Below are 17632 nucleotides of genomic sequence, written 5' to 3' on the forward strand. Positions count from 1 at the left end.
GGCCGTGGACGGGTGCTCAGTAGTAGTGGCGGCGTCCGCCGACGGCGTGGCCGAGGGCGCCGGCGACCCACAGCACGAGGCCGACGAGCACGAGGACGATGCCGATGGTCCAGAGCACCGAGATGCCGGTGACGAAGCCGATGATGAGCAGTATGACGCCGAGGACGATCACGGAAGCCTCCCGGTGGGTGCGGACGGGCGGAGCCGCGGAGGGCCGGTGAGCTGCCACTCCCGGGCCCCGCCCTGGCGCTGCGTGTACCACCCTCCCGGTCGGGCAAACACGGCCGTCGCGCGGGTCGCCGCGGCGCCGGGGGTCGCGGCAGCGGTCCCGGCCCGCGCTACGCGACCCGGGTGCCCGGTGCGGAGGCCTCGGTGAACAGCGCACGCCGCTCCTCCTCCGTCAGCCCGCCCCACACGCCGTAGGGCTCCCGGGTGGCCAGCGCGTACCGCCGGCACGCCACCCGTACCGGACAGCGGGCGCAGACCGACTTCGCGTGCTGCTCGCGCTCCTTCGCGGCGGCGCCGCGCTCGTTGACCGGGTGGAAGAAGATGCTGCTGTCGACGGTGCGGCAGGCTCCGTCCAGCTGCCAGCTCCAGTGCTGCTCGGCGGCTCCGGGGAGGCGGGAGATGTCGGTCACGGCGGCCCTTTCCTGACGCGGGACGGTGGTCGGTGTCACCCGCCCGTCTAACCCCGATCCGGCGGTTCATGCCCGGTCGGTCCGGATGCTCGGTGCGGCCGGTGCGGCCGGTCAGGCCGGTCAGGCCGGTCAAGGCGGTCAGGCCGGTCAAGGCGGTCAGGCGGAGAGCAGGTCCCTGATGCAGCGGTCCCAGTCGATGCGGTCGGACTCGGAGCCGACCGGGACCGCCCGGCCGGTGTCGCGCAGGAAGCGGGCGAGCGGGCGCATCGGGGCGTTCAGGAGCGCCACCCCGTCCTCGCCGCCCAGGGCGATGAAGACGTGCTCGCCGGTGCCGCTGGGCTCGATGTGGATGTCGCCGTCGCCCACCGGCCCGCGCAGGCCGGCCGCCAGCAGGTCGCGGGCCAGGACCCAGACGGCCCCTTCGTCGGCGCCGAAGTCCAGGTGGACGGCGAACGGGTCGCCGCTCTCGTAGCGGCACTCGACGTCCAGGTCCCGCCCCTGTGCCTCGCCGGTGATCAGACGCATCCTCAGCTGTGCCGCCACCATGTCGGACATCGGCCTCGCCCTCCCTCGACTCGTCCTGTCGAACGCTGTGGGCACCGTCTGCCCCGGCGGCCCCCGCCCATGCCACGGAATCGGCCGGCGCGCCACCCGGCGGGCGGAACGGGCGCGGACGCCCGTTCGGAGCCGGGCGGTCACGCACGGTTCGCCCCGCTATCCGGTGGTTCGTCCGCCGCGCAGCGGGCAAGCAAGGCGTATGGAGGACACCCGCAACCCCCAGGTGGACACCGCGGTCGGCGGGGCCGACGCGCGGCGTCTGACGGACGAGCTGCGCGCGGCGGTGGCGGAGCCCCGCACCGCCGCGCTGGTGCTGACCCGGAGGGTGCGCGCCGCGCACCAGGGCCGGGCGTGGGCGGCGCTGGGCCATCCCTCGTGGGACGCCTACGCCATGGCCGAACTCGGAGTCCCCCGGCCCACGGCCTACCGGCTGCTGGACCTCGCGGCCGCCGCCGGGGTGATCGAGGAGACCGTGGCCCGCGCGGCCGGCCCCTCGTTCGCCCATTCCTGGGACACCTGGGCGGTGCTGGACGTGGGGGCGGTGGTGGAGCTGCGCGGCCGGCTGTCCGAGCTGGCCGATCTGCTCGCCGAGCGCCTGGGCCTGCTGCGCGCGGAGGCCGGCGACGAGCCGCAGGAGCCCGGCCGGGTCGCCGCCGCCGTGGCCGACGCCGTCGCCGAGCTCCGCGAGCGCCCGGACGTCCCGCCCGCCGATCTGCGGACCGTCCACGGGCCGGACGGCATGGACGTCGAGGCCTGGCGCGCCACCGTCGCCGAGGGGCTGGACACGCAGCGGCGGCTGCGGGGCGGCTTCCGGGAGCTGGGCCTGCTCGCCCTGCGCGTCGCACCGGGCTACCTCTCGGACCACGACTGCGAGCCGGTCCTGCACCTGCTCGCGGAGGAGGTCGGCAGCACCTGCGACGAACTGCTGGCCTGCCGGCGCTACGCACTGACGGGCGACGCCCGCGCGGTCGAGGGCCTGTAGGAGGCCGCCCCGGCCGGTGGACGGCCGGGCGCCGCTCAGTGGCCTCTCAGTGGCCGCGCAGGAGGCGCGCGGTGTCGACCTCGGCCCAGATCGCCTTGCCCTGGCTGTGCGGCTCGGCGCCCCAGCGGTCGGCGGTGCGCTCCACGATGAACAGGCCGTGACCGCCGGGCAGGGCCGGGTTGTGCGGCTGGCGCGGGGTGGGCATGACCGGGCTGCGGTCGCTGACCTCGACCCGCAGGCGGGCCGCGGTGACGTCCAGGACCATCTCCAGCGGGCCGTCGCCGTGCAGCATCGCGTTGGCGACCAGCTCCGCCGCCAGCAGCACGATGTCCTCGGCCGCCCCGTCACCGGTACCGGACGGGTACCAGTCGGCGAGCGCCTGGGCGGTGAACCTTCTCGCGTGGGCGACCGGCTTGGGCAGCCCGGCGAGGGTCAGCCGTCGGCGCTGGCCGCCCGGAGGTGCCGCGGGCCCGGCCTGCTGGGGTTCTCCGTCCAGGGTTCCCCGGCTCAGCGTCATAGGAGGGCACCCTTTCGGATCGACGGCGTTTTCCGCTTGGTCGGTTTCCCGGCGGTTCCGGAATTATGCCTGCCGCCGGGCCGGAGGGCGCCCGAAGTGCGCCGCTCCGGATCCCGCGCGCCGGACGGGACGGCGCGCGCCCCGGCTCATCCCGCCAGGGCCGCGCCGACCGACTCGTGGATGGCGAACACCGTCCGCGCCCCGGTCAGGTCGAGGACCCGCATGACCGTGGGCGGAACGGCGGCGAGCCGCAGCTCCAGGCCCGCCCGCTCCGCCGCGAGGCGGGTGCGGAGCAGGACGTTCAGGCCCGAGGAGTCGCAGAAGCCCACCCCGCGCAGGTCGATCACCACGGCCGTGGGCCGTTGGGCGACCAGGCCGGCGAGGGCCTCGGCGGCCGGCGCCAGCGTCTCGACGTCCAGGTCTCCGGCCAGGACGCAGACCGCGGCTCCGTCCGGTCCCGGGCGGGTCTCCACCACCAGTTCCGGACGCGGTTGGGAGGCCGCCAGCACAGTCTCTCCCCGGTGGTTGTCGGATGGCATCATCGTCGTTCCCCTCCATGTCCGTGCCTTCCGACCATACGGAGATCGCGCCCGTCGGCCAAGTGAGGGGTGGTAAATCGGGACCCTCGCGCCCCCGGTGGCGGCACCTCGCGGTGCGGTCAGGCGGCCTCCATCCCCTGCCGCAGATGTCGCAGCGTGCGGCTCAGGAGCCGGGAGACGTGCATCTGCGACAGGCCGAGGCGGGCACCGATCTGGGACTGCGTCATGTCCTCGCAGAAGCGCATGGAGAGGATCAGGCGCTCGCGCTCCGGCAGGGCCGTCACCAGCGGCTTGAGCGCGACCAGGTCCTCGACGAGGTCGAGTTCGCGGTCGTCCTCGCCGAGGTGATCGGCCAGCGGGCCGGGGCCGTCGCCGTCCTCGCCGCCACCGCCGTCCAGGGAGCCCGCGGTGTGGCCGTTGGCCGCGGTGAGGCCCTCGACCACCTCCTCGGCGCTGATCCCCACGTGCTCGGCCAGCTCGGCGACGGTCGGGGCGCGGTCAAGGCGCTGGGCCAGGCGCTCCTGGGCCCTGGCCAGCGTGATGCGCAGCTCCTGGAGGCGGCGCGGGACGTGGACGGCCCAGGTGGTGTCGCGGAAGTGCCGCCGGATCTCGCCGAGCACGGTCGGGAGGGCGAAGGTGGTGAACTCCACACCGAGTTCGGGATCGAACCGGTCGATGGCCTTGATCAGGCCGAGGGCGCCGACCTGGAGCAGGTCCTCCTTCGGCTCGCGGTGCGAGTCGAAGCGGCGGATCGCGAACCGCACCAGGGAGAGGTTCATCTCCACCAGCGTGGAGCGGACGTACGAGTACTCCCGGGTCCCCTCCTCCAGGGTCGCCAGGCGGCGCAGCAGCACCTTGGTGAGTTCGCGGGCGTCCGCGGGCGCGACCTCGCGCGGGTCCTCCACGGCCGCCAGTTCGGGCGGCAGCAGGTCCCGCAGTCCGCCCGGGGAGGCGATCCCGGGCCGGGTCGCGGCGGACGGGACCTCCGTCGACGCAGCGGCGGAAACGAGCAGTTCACCGGTGGGGGCCACCATGGGAGTCCTTCCGTCGAGTCGGTACGGTCCTGCGCCGTTACCCCGGATGGGCCAAAGGATGCAGTCGCCGATTGTGAAGGTTTTCTGCGGACGATCGACCGGCCGACGCCCCCGGGGCAACGGAACCACCAAGAAGGTTGCCTCGGGCACCAACCGTTTTCAAGCTCGGTAAGGGGTGGGGTAGCCTCCGGGGACGGTACACAACGCGCCCGGGGACCGGTCGGCCGACCCGTGCCCGCGGCGCCCAGGATCGAACGCCGGGCCGCGCGGCCGGGTGTTCTACGGAGGCGAGCGTTCGATGGCCGGCCCCACGACCTTCCACGGCCCGCAGCCCGACCAGGGCGAGGGACCCGACACCGCGCACGTGGGCGAGCCCGAGCTGCGGCTGCTGCTCGCCGGGCTGACCGCGGTGCGGGACGGCGACTTCGGCACCGAGCTGCCGGACGACGCGGACGGCCTGCTGGGCGAGATCGCCACCGTGTTCAACGGCATGGTCGACCAGCTGTCCCGCTTCACCTCCGAGGTGACCCGGGTCGCCCGCGAGGTCGGCACCGAGGGACAGCTCGGCGGCCAGGCCCAGGTCCCGGGCGTCTCCGGCTCCTGGGCGGACCTCACCGACTCGGTCAACGCGATGGCCGGCAACCTCACCACCCAGGTGCGCGACATCGCCCAGGTGGCCACCGCGGTCGCCAAGGGAGACCTGTCGCAGAAGATCACCGTCGACGCCCGCGGCGAGATCCTGGAGCTGAAGAACACCGTCAACACGATGGTCGACCAGCTCAGCTCCTTCGCCGGCGAGGTGACCCGGGTCGCCCGCGAGGTCGGCACCGAGGGCATCCTCGGCGGCCAGGCCGACGTGAAGGGCGTCTCGGGGACGTGGCGCGACCTCACCCACTCGGTGAACTTCATGGCCGGCAACCTCACCGGCCAGGTCCGGGCGATCGCCCAGGTGGCCACCGCGGTGGCCGGCGGCGACCTCTCGCAGAAGATCACCGTCAACGCCCGCGGCGAGATCCTGGAACTGAAGGAGACCATCAACACGATGGTCGACCAGCTCAGCTCCTTCGCCGACGAGGTGACCCGGGTCGCCCGCGAGGTCGGCTCCGAGGGGCGGCTCGGCGGCCAGGCCCAGGTGGACGGCGTCTCCGGCACCTGGAAGCGGCTGACCGAGAACGTCAACCGCCTCGCCGGCAACCTCACCCGGCAGGTGCGCTCGATCGCCGAGGTGACCAGTGCCGTCGCCGCCGGCGACCTCACCCGCTCGATCACCGTCGACGCCTCCGGCGAGGTCGCCGACCTCAAGGACAACGTCAACTTCATGGTGGAGTCGCTGCGCGAGACCACCCGCGCCAACGAGGAGCAGGACTGGCTGAAGACCAACCTGGCACGCTTCTCGGCGCTGATGCAGGGCCGGCGCGACCTCGTGGTCGTCGCCGAGTCCGTGATGGACGAGCTCGCCCCGCTGGTCTCCGCGCAGTGCGGCGCCTTCTACCTCGCCGAGGAGGGCCCCGACGGGACGGCGCTGCAGCTCGTCGGCGCCTACGCGTTCCCCGACGGCGAGCGCCCCACCCGCTTCCGGCTGGGCGAGTCGTTCGTCGGCCAGGCGGCCCGCAGCCGGCGGACCATCACCGTCGACTCGCTGCCGTCCGACTACCTGGCCGCCTCCTCCGGGCTCGGCCGCACCGGCTCGCTGTCCCTGGTGGTGCTGCCGATCGTGGTCGAGGAGCAGGTCCTCGGGGTGATCGAACTGGCCTCCGTCCAGCCGTTCACCCAGGTTCACCGGGACTTCCTCGACCAGCTGATGGAGACCATCGGCGTCAACGTCAACACCATCATCGCCAACGCCAGGACCGACGAACTGCTCGGCGAGTCCCAGCGGCTCACCGGCGAACTCCAAGCCCGCTCCCAGGAGTTGCAGGCCCGCCAGGAGGAGCTCCAGGCCTCCAACGCGGAACTGGAGGAGAAGGCCGAGCTGCTCGCCGCGCAGAACCGCGACATCGAGGCCAAGAACCTGCAGATCGAGCAGGCCCGCCAGGAGCTGGAGGACCGCGCCCACCAGGTCTCGCTCGCCTCGACGTACAAGTCGGAGTTCCTGGCCAACATGAGCCACGAGCTGCGCACCCCGCTCAACAGCCTGCTGATCCTGGCCCAGCTGCTCGCCCAGAACCCCACCCGGAACCTGACCGCCAAGCAGGTCGAGTACGCCGGCATCATCCACTCGGCCGGCTCCGACCTGCTCCAGCTGATCAACGACATCCTCGACCTCTCCAAGGTCGAGGCGGGCAAGATGGACGTCAACGTCGAGGCCGTGCCGCTGCGCGCGCTGCTCGACTACGTCGAGGCCACCTTCCGCCCGATGACCGGTCAGAAGAACCTGGCCTTCGCCGTCCAGACGGTCGACGGCGTGCCCGCCGAACTCGCCACCGACGACTACCGGTTGCGCCAGGTGCTGCGCAACCTGCTGTCCAACGCGGTCAAGTTCACCGAGCAGGGCCGGATCGAGCTGCGCATCGAGCCGGCCGCCGCGGCCGAACTCCCCGACGGCGTACGGCGCGACGGCCCGGTGCTCGCCTTCCGGGTGGGCGACACCGGGATCGGCATCGCACCCCAGCACCTGGAGACCGTCTTCGGCGCCTTCCAGCAGGCCGACGGCACCACCAGCCGCAAGTACGGCGGCACCGGTCTCGGCCTGTCGATCAGCCGGGAGATCGCCTACCTGCTCGGCGGCGCCATCACCGTCGAGAGCACCCTCGGCCGGGGCAGCACCTTCACCCTGTACCTGCCCGCCACCCGGCCCGACACGGCCGTCGGCACCGACGGCGCTCCGCGCCGGGCGCTGAGCCGCGCCCCGGAGCCGGCCGGCGGCGAGGAGCACGGCCCCGGCGGCCACCCGGCCGCCGACGGTCCGCGCCGCCTGCTCGTGGTGGAGGGCCGCCCGAACGGCCTGCTGTCCCTGGTGGCCGAGAACGCCGTGGCCGACCTGGCCCGCTACGCCGGTGCGCAGCGCCAGGTGGAGATCGTCACCGCGGTCGGCGCCCAGGAGGCCGCCACCGCGCTGGCCACCTCCGCCTGCCACTGCGTCGTCCTGGAGCTCGACCTGCCCGACGGCACCGCGGCAAGGCTCCTGGAGGAGATGGAGCGCGACCCGGCGCTGCACGCCGTCCCGGTGCTGGCGCACCACAACCGGGGCGTCGGCGCGGAGGACGAGCACGCCGTGCGCCGCGACGGCAGCAGGCCCCTGGAGTTCCTGTCCAGCCTGGACGAGCTGCGCGAGCGCGTCGCGCTGCACATGAGCGCCGACCGGCCCGGGGCCGTGCTGCCGCTGGTGCGCGGCACCGAGCGGGACACCGCCTGGAGCCCGGAGGCCGATCCGACGCTGGCCGGCCGCACCGCGCTGGTGGTCGACGACGACGACCGCAACCTCTACGCGCTCACCAGCATCCTGGAGCTGCACGGCCTGCGGGTGCTCCAGGCGGAGAACGGCCGCGCGGCGCTGGAGGCGCTGGCCGCGCACCCCGGGATCGACGTCATCCTGATGGACGTGATGATGCCGGAGATGGACGGGTACACGGCCACCGCGGCGATCCGCGCGATGCCCGAGCACGAGGGGCTGCCGATCATCGCCGTGACCGCGAAGGCGATGATCGGCGACCGGGAGAAGAGCCTGGCCTCGGGCGCCAGCGACTACATCACCAAGCCGGTCGAGGCGGCCGAGGTGGTCGCCCGGATCAAGCACCACCTGACCCGGTAGCGTCCGCCCGCCGAAGCCCCGGCCCCGAGCCCCAGGAGTCACCGCCGTGCAGCAGCCCCAGGACCCCCCGACCACGGGCCTTCCCGCGCCGTCCGAGGGAGCGCCGCGGGTCGGCCCGCAGCCCGGTCCCCCCGCGGTGGCGGGCACGGCGGGCGGTGAGGCGACGGCGGTCGGGCGGCTGGCCGGCACCGTGGAGCGGCTGCGGCTGGAACTGGAGCGGGCCCAGGCCCACTCGGCGGGCCGCGCCGTGGTGGAGATGGGCGTCGGCGTGCTGGTCGAACGGCTGCGCTGCGGCCCCACCGAGGCGGCCGGGCAGCTGGAGGGCCTCGCCGAGCAGGCCGGGGTGTCGGCCCTGGCGCTGGCCGCCGACCTGGTCAACCAGGCCGCCGCGGACCAGATCTCGGCGCTCGCCCGCGCGTTCGTCGAAGGGGCGGCCGTGCCCCCGGACGGCCCGGCCGAGCCGGTGGCGGTCCGGCTGCGGAGCACCGAGGCGGACGCCCTGGCGGGCGGGGACGCCGCGGCGGCCGCCCGGGCCATGCTGGACCACGCGCTGCGCCCGCTCGGCGTGGCGGCCGTCGCGGTCTGGGCGGCCCACCCGGACCTCTCGCTGTCGCTGGCCGGGAGCGCCGGCTTCCACGAGGAGGAGGCCCGCCGCTGGCGCCACGTCCCGCCGGGCGTGCCGACCCCGGCCCGCCGCGCCCTGGACGAGCGGGCGGCGGTCGGCTATCCGACCCTCGCCGAGGCCTCGCTGCCCTCGGTCGGCCAGCACGAGATCCGCGGCGGCCGGCTGGCCGTCCCGGCGGGCAAGGGCGGACGGCTGATCGGGGTCCTGGAGCTCTGCTGGCACGAGGCGCTGCCGGAGCTGTCCCAGCCGCTCCAGCGCCAGTTCGAGGCGCTCGCCGAGGTGGCCGCCGCCACCCTGGAGTCCGCCGGCGGGCGGGACCCGCGCACGCCGGAGGCCGCCGACACGCAGTTCGACGAGCTGCGGGAGCTGACCGACGGCCTGCTCGACCCGTGCATGGTCCTGCGGGTGGCGCCCGACGGCGACGACGTGCCGCCGCCGTTCGTGATCCGGCACGTCAACCCGGCCTTCGTCGACTTCGCCGGCCGGCCCACCGGCGCCATCGCCGGCGCCCGGCTGCTGGAGGCCTACCCGCTGGCGGCCGAGCCGGGCGGGCTGGCCGAGAAGGTCGAGCACGTCTTCGCCACCGGGGAGCCGTTCCGCACCCCGGACCTGCGGCTCGCCGCCCTGGTCGACGGGGTGCCGCTGGTCACCCGGGCGCAGGTGAGCATCAGCCGCCACGGCAGCCACCTGGCGGTGGTCTGGCGCCTGGACGACGGCACCCCGCGGGTGGCCCGGCTGCTCCAGCACGCGCAGCGGCTGGGCCGGATCGGCGGCTTCGAGGAGGACCTGCGCACCCGCCGGATCGTCTGGAACGACACCCTGTTCGAGCTGCACGGGCTGCCGCCCACCGCGCCGCCGATCGCCCTCGACCAGCTCCCCGAGCACGCCCACCCGGACGACCGGCACGCCCTCGGCCGCTTCCTGCGCACCCTGCTGCACCACCACCGCCCGGCGTCCACGGCCTTCCGGCTGCAGCGCCCCGACGGCGTCACCCGGCACATCCGGGTCGTCGCGGAGCCGGTCCACGAGCCCGGCAGCGGGCTGCGCACCGTGCGCGGCGCCTACCAGGACATCTCCGCCCAGCACTGGACGGAGGTCGCGCTCGCCGCCACCCGCGACCAGCTCGCCCAGAGCGAGCAGCAGGCGGCGGAGCGCAGCCGCCTCGCCCTCCAGCTGCAGCACGCGATCATGCCGCCCGCGCGCGGCCCGCTGGACCTGCCGGACCTGCGGGTGGGCGTGCGCTACCGGCCGGCCGAGAAGGGCCACCTGGTCGGCGGCGACTGGTACGACGCCCTGCCGCTGCCCTCCGGGGACGTGCTGCTGTGCGTGGGCGACGTCGCCGGCCACGGCATCGAGGCCGCCACCGGGATGGTCGCCCTGCGCAACGCGCTGCGCGGCCTGGCCGCCACCGGGGCCGGGCCGGCCCAGCTGCTGGGCTGGCTGAACAGCGTCACCCACCACCTGACCGACAACGTCACCGCCACCGCCGTCTGCGGCCTCTACCGGCCCGGCTCGCGCCGGCTGCGCTGGGCGCGGGCGGGCCACCCGCCGCCGGTGCTGCTGCGCGGCGGGCGGGCGACCATGCTCCCGCAGCTGGGCGGCATCCTGCTCGGCGCCGTCGACCAGGCCGAGTACACGGAGGGCGAACTGGTGCTGGAGCCGGGCGACAAGCTCGTGATGTACACCGACGGGCTGATCGAGCGCCGCGACGAGTCGCTCCAGGCGTCGCTGACCGGTCTGATGGCGCTCGCCGAGCAGGCCCGCACCGCGGCGGCCGACGGCGTGGACGGGCTGGAGGAGCATCTGGACCACCTGCTGCGCTACAGCAGCGCCGACACGGACGACGACACCTGTCTGGTCGGGATCGCGGTCCGGTAGGCGCGCGCGGCCGTCAGAGAACCCGCCGGGCCGGCCGGACGGCCTCCTCGCCGGCGGGGTCGGACCAGGCGTCCGCGATGCGCTCCAGCCCCTGCCAGAGGCCGAGCGCCTGCTCGTGCAGGTGCCGGGCCGCGGCGTCGCTCGCCTCGACGGCGCTCAGATAGGCGTCGATGCCGGTGACGGCGTGCCGCACCTGCCGGCGCAGCGGCTCCACCCGGGAGGCGTGCTCGCCCTCCTCGCACGGCGGGCCGATGCGCTCGGTCAGGAAGGACGCGAGCCGCTCCAGTCCTTCTCTGGTCAGCTGGGACACCGAACCACCTCCCCGGTTCACTGTTCGCCCGTTCGGCTTACATGTCAACCATTGCACGAATTCTTTGTCGTGTGTTCGGAATCATGAATCATTGGTCCTATCCTTGATCCATGGAGAACGGCGGTGCGAACTCGCGGCAGTGGACCTTCCTGACCAACCACGCGCGCGTGCTCGTGCAGATCGCCCGTGACCCCGGCATCCGCGTGCGCGACATCGCCGCCCGCTGCCTGCTGACCGAGCGCGCCGTGCAGCGGATCATCGCCGACCTGGAGGAGGCCGGCTACCTCAGCCACGAGCGCCAGGGACGGACCAACCACTACAGCGTCATCGACAGCAAGCAGCTGCGGCATCCCGCCGACGCCGGGCCCACCCTCGCCGAGCTGCTGTCCGTCCTCCTCCACTGACCGCCCGGCCCGTCAGGTCCCCGGACAGGCCCCGGAACGCGTACGGCGGCGCACCGGGGTCCCCGGTGCGCCGCCGTGCCGCAGATGGCCCGCGCGGTTCTCAGTACCGCAGGACGGCGGCGATCCGGCCGGCGTCCGACAGGGTGCCGTCGGGCACGAAGCTGACCAGGCCGCCGGTGTCGAGGGTGCGCTCGACGACCTCGTCGACGATGTCCTCGCGGGCACCGGACTCCTCGGCCGCGGCCGGCACCAGGTGCTCGCCGTCGTCGCGGACGGTGGTGCGGAAGTTCTCCTCGACCACCAGCCGGCCGAGCCGGCCGTCGCCGGCGGCGCGCCAGACCTCGTCCAGGCCGGCGGCGAAGGTCTGGCGGCCGCGCGCCGCGTCGAGTTGGGCGAGGGCCTCGGTGGTCTCGCGCTCGGCGTGGGCGCGCACGGCGGGCTCGACCACCTTGCGGACCGTCTCGGCGTCCGCCTGGGCGAGACCGCCGTACGGGAGCTGCTCGGTGGCCTCCTTGGCGATCGGGCCGACGGCGTCCAGCAGGGCGAGCGCGGCGGCCTCGCCGGTCACGTAGAGCGGGCGGCGGTCGGCGGCGAGCAGCTTGCCGACCTCGGTGTCGGCCTGCCGCAGGAAGGTCTTGGTCTCCTCGTCGCGGAAGGTGCTGGGCGTGTCGCCGATGCGCTCCTGCCGCTCGGGGTCGGGGTTGTCGAAGACCCGCACCAGCGGGAACCCGTGGCCGCGGTCCTCGGTGACCCGCTCCTCGTCGCCGCCCCACAGCACCACCCGGTCGGCGGCGACCGCGAGCACCCAGTAGGGGCGCTCGGCGGCCTGGGCGGCGACCAGGTTGCGGGTGAGGAAGGTGTCCGACAGCACCACCCGGGCGGGCGCGGTGCGCCCGAGCGACCAGACCTGGTGCTCCCCGGGGGCGGCGAGGATCGCCAGGCCGTCCTCGGCGTGCACCAGGTCGACCTCGGCGAGGGCCCGGTCGAGCTGCTCCAGCACGTCGATCCGGTCCCCGCGGGAGACCTCGGGGTCGGCCTGGACCCGCTCCTTGGCCTCGGCCAGCAGGTTCCGCAGCCGGACCGGGTCCTGCGCGCTGTCCGGCTCCCGGCGGTGCGTGGGCATCAGGATGGACACCGCCGGATACGGCCTCGGCCGGCGCAGCTCGGCGAGGACGGCGGGGCTGAGGGCACGCTGCATGGGGACCCTTTCCGAAGGCCGCTCGGCCTTCTCTGCCTGGACACGCGGAGCCCGGAACCGCTCACAGGTGTCCGCTATGTCCTCAATGTACCGAGATGCCACTCGGCCTGCCGCCCGCCGCCGGCCGCCCGCTCAGCACCGCCGCCCCTCACTCGATCCAGACCAGCACGCCGTGCCGGCGGGTCGCGACCGCCCGGAGGAAGTCCGCCAGGGCGCGGTACTCGGCCGTCACCAGGTGCAGCGCGTCCTCGTCCGTCCACAGGCCCTGCGGGTAGACCTTCGCCGCGAGGAGGTCCGCCGCCGCGACCCCCTCGGTCAGCCGCCCCGGATCGAGCGCGGCGAGCGCCTCGGAGGCCAGCCGCACCCGGTCCGGGGCGATCCGCGACGGCGGCCCGTAGCCCCAGTCCTCCGCCCCCGGCAGCTCCTCCTCACCGTGCACGAGGTCGACCGGGAACCCGTGGCGCCGGAGCAGGAAGTCGAGCGCCTGCCACGCCTTCCCGGTCTCGTGCAGCCGCGCCCAACCGCCCGCACGCTCACCGCCGTCCGCCTCGTCCAGCTCCTCCACGAGCCCCAGGACCCACTCCGGCTCCCGCTCCGCCCGCTCCAACTCCCCGGCGCTGAGCCGGAGGTACCGCCCGATCATGCTCATGGCCGCAGCCTAGGCCGGGCCACCGACAGGCGGTCCGCCGGCTGCCCCGCCGCCCGCTCAGGCGGGGTGGCCGGCCTCGATGCCGTCGACGTCGCGGTAGGACAGGACCGCGGCGGTGCCGGCGGGCGGCGCCTCGACGGCCACCGGGGCCAGCAGCAGGCCGGTGTGGTCGCCCCAGTCGGCGCAGTCCAGCACCCGGCCGACGAACCACGCGGGCGCCTCCGCGAGCACCGGCACCCCGAACGGGCCGTGGTACCACTCGACGCCCGCGAACTTGTCGGTGTCGTCGCCGCTGCGGCCGCCGAACAGCGCGGCCAGCCCGTGCCCGTACGGCAGCAGGTGGACGCCCAGCGCGTCGGCGGCGAGGGCCGCGTCGTGGGTGTGGTTGGCCTTGGAGATCCACACCACGAACCGCACGGGGTCGATCGAGCACTGGCCCGCGAAGCCGACCAGGCACCCCGCCGGCGGCGGCCCGGGCGCGGTGACCACGTACACCGGGTAGTCCAGCAGGGCCGCGAACGTGTCGAAGTCGCCCATACCCCCAGCCTAGGAACCCGTCCGGGGCTTCGCACCCGCCGGATCGGGGTGCGGACCTGTCCCGGACCGCACGGACCTTGACCGACGGTGCACAGGAGGCCCCGAAAGGGTGCCGACGGGCAGTCGGCCGGTCATGCTGGGGATCGGCCGGACGGAACGCCTGAATCCGGACCGGCCGATCATCTCCCTGCTCAGCGAGCACGACCGAAAGGCCGTCATGCCCTTCATCACCCTTTCCGACGGTTCCCAGAAGTTCTACAAGGACTGGGGCAGCGGACGGCCCGTCGTCCTCTCGCACGGCTGGCCGCTGAACGCCGACGCGTGGGAGGGCCAGGCCGTGGCGCTCGCCTCCGCCGGCTTCCGGGTCATCGCCCACGACCGGCGCGGCCACGGCCGCTCCACCCAGACGTGGGACGGCAACCACATGGACCAGTACGCCGACGACCTGGCCGAGCTGATGGACCAGCTCGACCTGACCGACGCGGTGCTGGTCGGCCACTCGACCGGCGGCGGCGAGGTCGCCCGCTACCTGGGCCGGCACGGCAGCGCCCGGGTGCGCAAGGCCGTCCTGCTGGGAGCCGTCCCGCCGCTGATGCTGCGCACCGACGCCAACCCCGAGGGCACCCCGCTGTCGGCCTTCGACGGCATCCGCGCGGGTGTCGCCGCCGACCGCTCGCAGTTCTACTACGACCTGAGCGAGGCCTTCTACGGCTTCAACCGCCCGGGCGCGGAGGTCTCCGAGGGCAAGCGCCGGGAGTTCTGGCTGCAGGGCATGCAGGCCGGCCTGAAGGGCGCCCTGGACTGCATCGAGGCGTTCTCGGAGACCGACTTCACCGAGGACCTCAAGAAGATCGACATCCCGGTCCTGGTCGCCCACGGTGACGACGACCAGATCGTCCCGATCGCCGCCTCTGCCCAGAAGGCCGTCGAGCTGCTCCCCCAGGGGACCCTGAAGGTCTACCCGGGCGCGCCGCACGGCCTGGTCGGCGCCTACGAGGCCGCGTTCACCAAGGACCTCGTCGAGTTCGTCGCGGCCTGACCGGCCCGCGCCGGAGCCCCGGCCGTCCGACGGTCTCACCGCCGCCGGACGACCGGGGCCTCGGCGCGCGCCGGTCAGATGTGGAGGGTCGCGCCGCAGGCCCCCCTGGGGAGGACCAGGAAGGCGAGGGCGAGGGCCGAGGCGGCCCGGGCGGCGAGACGGAGCATGGACAGGCCTTCTCTCCACGGGGAGTTGTCGTTCGTCGTCGTTCGTCGTCGTTCGTCGTTCGTGGACCCGACGGCATCCTTGACGGCCCGACCCGGCCCCCGGAACCCCGCACCTCCTCGGCCCGGCCCCGGGGCGGCCGCACGCCGCAGGTCGCGCGGCCCCGCCCCCCGAGCGGGCGCCGACTGTTCTTCCACCGGCCACCCCCAGGACCCCTCGGGCGGTGGCCGGCAGGAGGCCGCTGGACGTCCTGCGGAAGTACGGCCGGGGGCCGACCTGGCGGCCGGGCGGGGGTGACCTGCGGCGCGACGGCAGGCCCGGTCGGACCACCGGCGGAAGGGCACTTCCGGCCGCCCGACGGGAGGCCGAGGATACCGCCGGGACTCCGCCCGACACCCCTTCCGGAGAGCAGGTCTGTCCATGCTCCGCTTCGTCGCCCGGGCCGCCTCGGCCCTCGCCCTCGCCGGCGCGCTGGTGCTCACCGCCACCGCCCCCGCCCCCGCCGACCCGATCGCCCTCCCCAACGCCCAGGACATCGTCGGCGTCGGCGCGGAGGCGACCGAGAGCCTGTACACCCAGCTCTCCACCGAGTACAACGCCTTCCTCGCCGGGAACACCACCTCGCCCCGGCTCTACAGCTTCGACTCCACCGGACCGAACCCGGTCTTCACCAAGTACGGGGCGACGGCCATCGCCCGGCCGTGGAGCACGGACGCCGGCCTCTACGCCCTGACCGGGACCACCAAGGACACGCTCGACTTCGCCCGTGCCACCCGTCCGCCGAAGCCCACCGACCCGGTCGACGGGGCCACCAACCTCCCGCTGACCTTCGTCGCGCTGGCCAAGGACGCCGTCAGCTGGGCCGCGCCGGCCGCCGGCAACGCGCCGGCCACCCTGACCACCGCCCAGCTGACCGCGATCTACTCCTGCCAGATCACCCGGTGGAGCCAGATCAGCCCGTCGCTCCCCAACACCGTCATCCGGCCGGTCGTCAGCGGCCAGCTCACGGTGGACTACTACGGCGTGCACGGCACCGGACTCGACGCCACGATCTTCTTCCTGGAGAAGATCGGCTACGCCCAGGCCGTCCAGGACCTCGGCTTCGACCACTCCTGCGTCAGCGTGGTGTCCCGCGAGAACGAGGGCACCGACCCGATCCTCCAGAACCCCGACGCCCTGGTGCCGTACTCCGTCGGCCGCTACATCGGCCAGGTGTACGGCGGCCACACCACCCCCGGCGACGAACCCGGCGTCCTGACCCCGCGGTCGATCAACGGCGTCGCCCCGGTCACCGCCACCCAGACCATCAACCCCTCCTTCACGGCGACGCCGTTCGGCCGGATGCTGTCCTCCGTCGTCCGCCCGGCCGAGTGGACCGCACAGGACGCCCACGGCACCGCCCTGCGCGCCGTCTTCGGCACCGCCGGGTGGATCTGCCGGCAGGGCCAGGCCACCATCCGCAGCCACGGGTTCCAGAGCCTGCCCTCGCCCGTCTGCGGCACGATCGTCCACTGACCCGCCGACGGCCCGGCGGCCCCGGACACCCGAAGGCGTGTCCGGGGCCGCCGTGCCTCAGCGGCCCGCGAGACGCTCCCCCAGGACCCGCACGGCCTCGGAGCCGCCGCCCCGGGCGGCCGGAGGACCGCCGACGGGGCGGCTGACAGTGGCGCGTGGGACAGTTCCGTCCATGAACATCACGACCACACTGCGCAGTTGGGACGACTCCGTGGCCCTCTTCGAGCGCCGCGGCCTGCCCGAGGACTCCTACGAGAACCTCTACGAGGAGGAGTACGACGTCCACACCGGCGACCTGGCGGTCGAGGGGAACCTCGACCTCGACGCCGCCGAGCCGGACGGCACCGGCTACATCGTCGACGGCGACCTCACCGTCGGCGGCGCGATCCTCAACACCGACGACGGCTGCCCCGCGCTGATCGTCCTGGGCGACCTCCGGGCCGCCGCGGTCTACCTGGAGGGCGATGCCAAGCTCCTGGTCCGGGGGGACGTCAGGGTCGGCGCCTTCGTCGGCCACATGACCGACAAGCTGGTGATGATCAGCGGCGATCTGCGCGCCCAGGTCACCGTCCTGTCCTCCGAGTTCAGCCCCGACCTCATCGGCGGCACCCTGCACGGCCCGGTGCTGGCGCCCCCGTACCTCGCGCCCGACGGGGAGGCGCCGGTCGCCCCCGAGAGCGTGCTGGTGCCCGAGGTCCTGCGCGCCGAGGGCGAGAACGACCCCGACGAGCTGCGCAACTTCGACGCCCCCGGCGTCCACGGGGGCCGTCTGCTGCAGCGCATCGAGGCCGGGCTGCCCGTCGCCCTGGCCGCGCGGTAACCGGTCGGCCGGGCCCGTCCGTGCGGGGACGGGGCCGGGCCGGCGCAGGGCGCGTGCAGCAAATGACGGGCGCGGACCGGACGGGTGCCATGATGTCCGGCATGACGGACGAGGAGACCCTCGGCGAGGGCGCGGTCCTGGACGAACTGCTGCGCGAGGCGGCCGCCGACGGGACCGGGGCCCTGTGGCGGCTGACCGGGGCGGAGCGCCAGCTGGACGCCAATGTGGTGCGGCTGCGGCCCGGGGCGACCGTCGCCGAGCACGTCGAGCCGGAGCTGGACGTGCTGGTGCTGGGGATCGCCGGGCAGGGCACGCTGCGCTGCGGCGGCGTCGCGCACCCGCTGGAGGCGGGCGTGCTGCGGCTGCTGCCGCGCGGCGCGGCCCGCGGTGTGTCGGCGGGGCCGGAGGGCGTCGTCTATCTGACCGTCCACCGGCGGCGGCCCGGCATGGCCATCCGCCCCCGCCCCTGACGG

The 17632-nt window shown here is 74.5% G+C and carries 18 protein-coding genes; 8 read left to right on the forward strand and 10 right to left on the reverse strand.

The window, feature by feature from the left end:
* Positions 1-16 precede the first annotated feature (16 nt).
* From ACFVFS_RS21730 to ACFVFS_RS21740, 3 genes are all read right to left on the reverse strand, one after another.
* Positions 17-172, reverse strand: a complete 156-nt coding sequence (locus tag ACFVFS_RS21730) for a DUF6131 family protein (RefSeq protein ID WP_380626243.1) — start codon at positions 170-172, stop codon at positions 17-19.
* A 166-nt stretch (positions 173-338) separates the two neighbouring features.
* Entirely contained in the window at positions 339-638 is a 300-nt protein-coding gene (locus tag ACFVFS_RS21735) for a WhiB family transcriptional regulator (protein ID WP_380626244.1), read from the reverse strand.
* A gap of 156 nt (positions 639-794) precedes the next feature.
* Complete coding sequence (locus ACFVFS_RS21740) at positions 795-1193, reverse strand: SsgA family sporulation/cell division regulator (RefSeq protein WP_380626245.1); 399 nt, start codon at positions 1191-1193, stop codon at positions 795-797.
* 202 nt (positions 1194-1395) lie between these two features.
* On the opposite strand from ACFVFS_RS21740, the gene ACFVFS_RS21745 reads away from it, so the two are divergent.
* Complete coding sequence (locus ACFVFS_RS21745; protein WP_380626246.1) at positions 1396-2178, forward strand: hypothetical protein; 783 nt, start codon at positions 1396-1398, stop codon at positions 2176-2178.
* Between the two features lie 46 nt (positions 2179-2224).
* Here ACFVFS_RS21745 and ACFVFS_RS21750 read toward each other — a convergent pair whose 3' ends face one another.
* The 3 genes from ACFVFS_RS21750 to ACFVFS_RS21760 all read right to left on the reverse strand — a co-directional run bounded on the left by ACFVFS_RS21750 (position 2225) and on the right by ACFVFS_RS21760 (position 4268).
* On the reverse strand, positions 2225-2695 hold the full coding sequence (locus ACFVFS_RS21750) for an ATP-binding protein (RefSeq protein ID WP_380626247.1): 471 nt from the start codon (positions 2693-2695) through the stop codon (positions 2225-2227).
* A gap of 146 nt (positions 2696-2841) precedes the next feature.
* Complete coding sequence (locus ACFVFS_RS21755) at positions 2842-3237, reverse strand: STAS domain-containing protein (protein ID WP_380626248.1); 396 nt, start codon at positions 3235-3237, stop codon at positions 2842-2844.
* 116 nt (positions 3238-3353) lie between these two features.
* Positions 3354-4268 carry a SigB/SigF/SigG family RNA polymerase sigma factor gene (locus ACFVFS_RS21760; RefSeq protein ID WP_380626249.1) on the reverse strand — a complete coding sequence of 305 codons (915 nt, stop codon included), beginning with the start codon at positions 4266-4268 and terminating at the stop codon, positions 3354-3356.
* A 298-nt stretch (positions 4269-4566) separates the two neighbouring features.
* Between ACFVFS_RS21760 and ACFVFS_RS21765 the strand changes: the two genes are divergently transcribed.
* Both ACFVFS_RS21765 and ACFVFS_RS21770 read left to right on the forward strand, forming a co-directional pair.
* Entirely contained in the window at positions 4567-8019 is a 3453-nt protein-coding gene (locus ACFVFS_RS21765; RefSeq protein WP_380626250.1) for a HAMP domain-containing protein, read from the forward strand.
* Between the two features lie 46 nt (positions 8020-8065).
* Complete coding sequence (locus tag ACFVFS_RS21770; RefSeq protein ID WP_380626251.1) at positions 8066-10522, forward strand: SpoIIE family protein phosphatase; 2457 nt, start codon at positions 8066-8068, stop codon at positions 10520-10522.
* A 13-nt stretch (positions 10523-10535) separates the two neighbouring features.
* Here ACFVFS_RS21770 and ACFVFS_RS21775 read toward each other — a convergent pair whose 3' ends face one another.
* On the reverse strand, positions 10536-10832 hold the full coding sequence (locus ACFVFS_RS21775) for a hypothetical protein (RefSeq protein ID WP_380626252.1): 297 nt from the start codon (positions 10830-10832) through the stop codon (positions 10536-10538).
* A gap of 110 nt (positions 10833-10942) precedes the next feature.
* Here ACFVFS_RS21775 and ACFVFS_RS21780 point away from each other — a divergent pair, with 110 nt between their 5' ends.
* Positions 10943-11236 carry a helix-turn-helix transcriptional regulator gene (locus tag ACFVFS_RS21780; protein ID WP_380626253.1) on the forward strand — a complete coding sequence of 98 codons (294 nt, stop codon included), beginning with the start codon at positions 10943-10945 and terminating at the stop codon, positions 11234-11236.
* 100 nt (positions 11237-11336) lie between these two features.
* On the opposite strand, the gene ACFVFS_RS21785 is transcribed toward ACFVFS_RS21780, so the two are convergent.
* The 3 genes from ACFVFS_RS21785 to ACFVFS_RS21795 all read right to left on the reverse strand — a co-directional run bounded on the left by ACFVFS_RS21785 (position 11337) and on the right by ACFVFS_RS21795 (position 13620).
* Positions 11337-12434: a chemotaxis protein gene (locus ACFVFS_RS21785; protein WP_380626254.1), complete on the reverse strand. Its 1098-nt coding sequence runs from the start codon at positions 12432-12434 to the stop codon at positions 11337-11339.
* A gap of 148 nt (positions 12435-12582) precedes the next feature.
* The gene (locus ACFVFS_RS21790; protein ID WP_380626255.1) at positions 12583-13083 is read right to left on the reverse strand and encodes a YfbM family protein; all 501 of its coding nucleotides are present in this window, start codon (positions 13081-13083) and stop codon (positions 12583-12585) included.
* Positions 13084-13140: 57 nt separating this feature from the next.
* Positions 13141-13620 carry a flavin reductase family protein gene (locus ACFVFS_RS21795; RefSeq protein WP_380626256.1) on the reverse strand — a complete coding sequence of 160 codons (480 nt, stop codon included), beginning with the start codon at positions 13618-13620 and terminating at the stop codon, positions 13141-13143.
* 217 nt (positions 13621-13837) lie between these two features.
* Between ACFVFS_RS21795 and ACFVFS_RS21800 the strand changes: the two genes are divergently transcribed.
* The 4 genes from ACFVFS_RS21800 (at position 13838) to ACFVFS_RS21815 (ending at position 17629) form a co-directional block, all read left to right on the forward strand.
* Positions 13838-14659: an alpha/beta fold hydrolase gene (locus ACFVFS_RS21800; protein ID WP_380626305.1), complete on the forward strand. Its 822-nt coding sequence runs from the start codon at positions 13838-13840 to the stop codon at positions 14657-14659.
* 585 nt (positions 14660-15244) lie between these two features.
* A complete protein-coding gene (locus tag ACFVFS_RS21805) occupies positions 15245-16339 on the forward strand; it encodes a substrate-binding domain-containing protein (protein WP_380626257.1) in 1095 nt (364 codons plus the stop codon).
* A gap of 172 nt (positions 16340-16511) precedes the next feature.
* Positions 16512-17159 (forward strand): hypothetical protein, encoded by a 648-nt coding sequence (locus ACFVFS_RS21810; protein WP_380626258.1) that lies wholly within the window; start codon positions 16512-16514, stop codon positions 17157-17159.
* A 101-nt stretch (positions 17160-17260) separates the two neighbouring features.
* Complete coding sequence (locus ACFVFS_RS21815) at positions 17261-17629, forward strand: cupin domain-containing protein (RefSeq protein WP_380626259.1); 369 nt, start codon at positions 17261-17263, stop codon at positions 17627-17629.
* Positions 17630-17632: the final 3 nt, after the last annotated feature.

This window comes from Kitasatospora sp. NPDC057692, from assembly GCF_042799475.1.
Taxonomy (GTDB): domain Bacteria; phylum Actinomycetota; class Actinomycetes; order Streptomycetales; family Streptomycetaceae; genus Kitasatospora.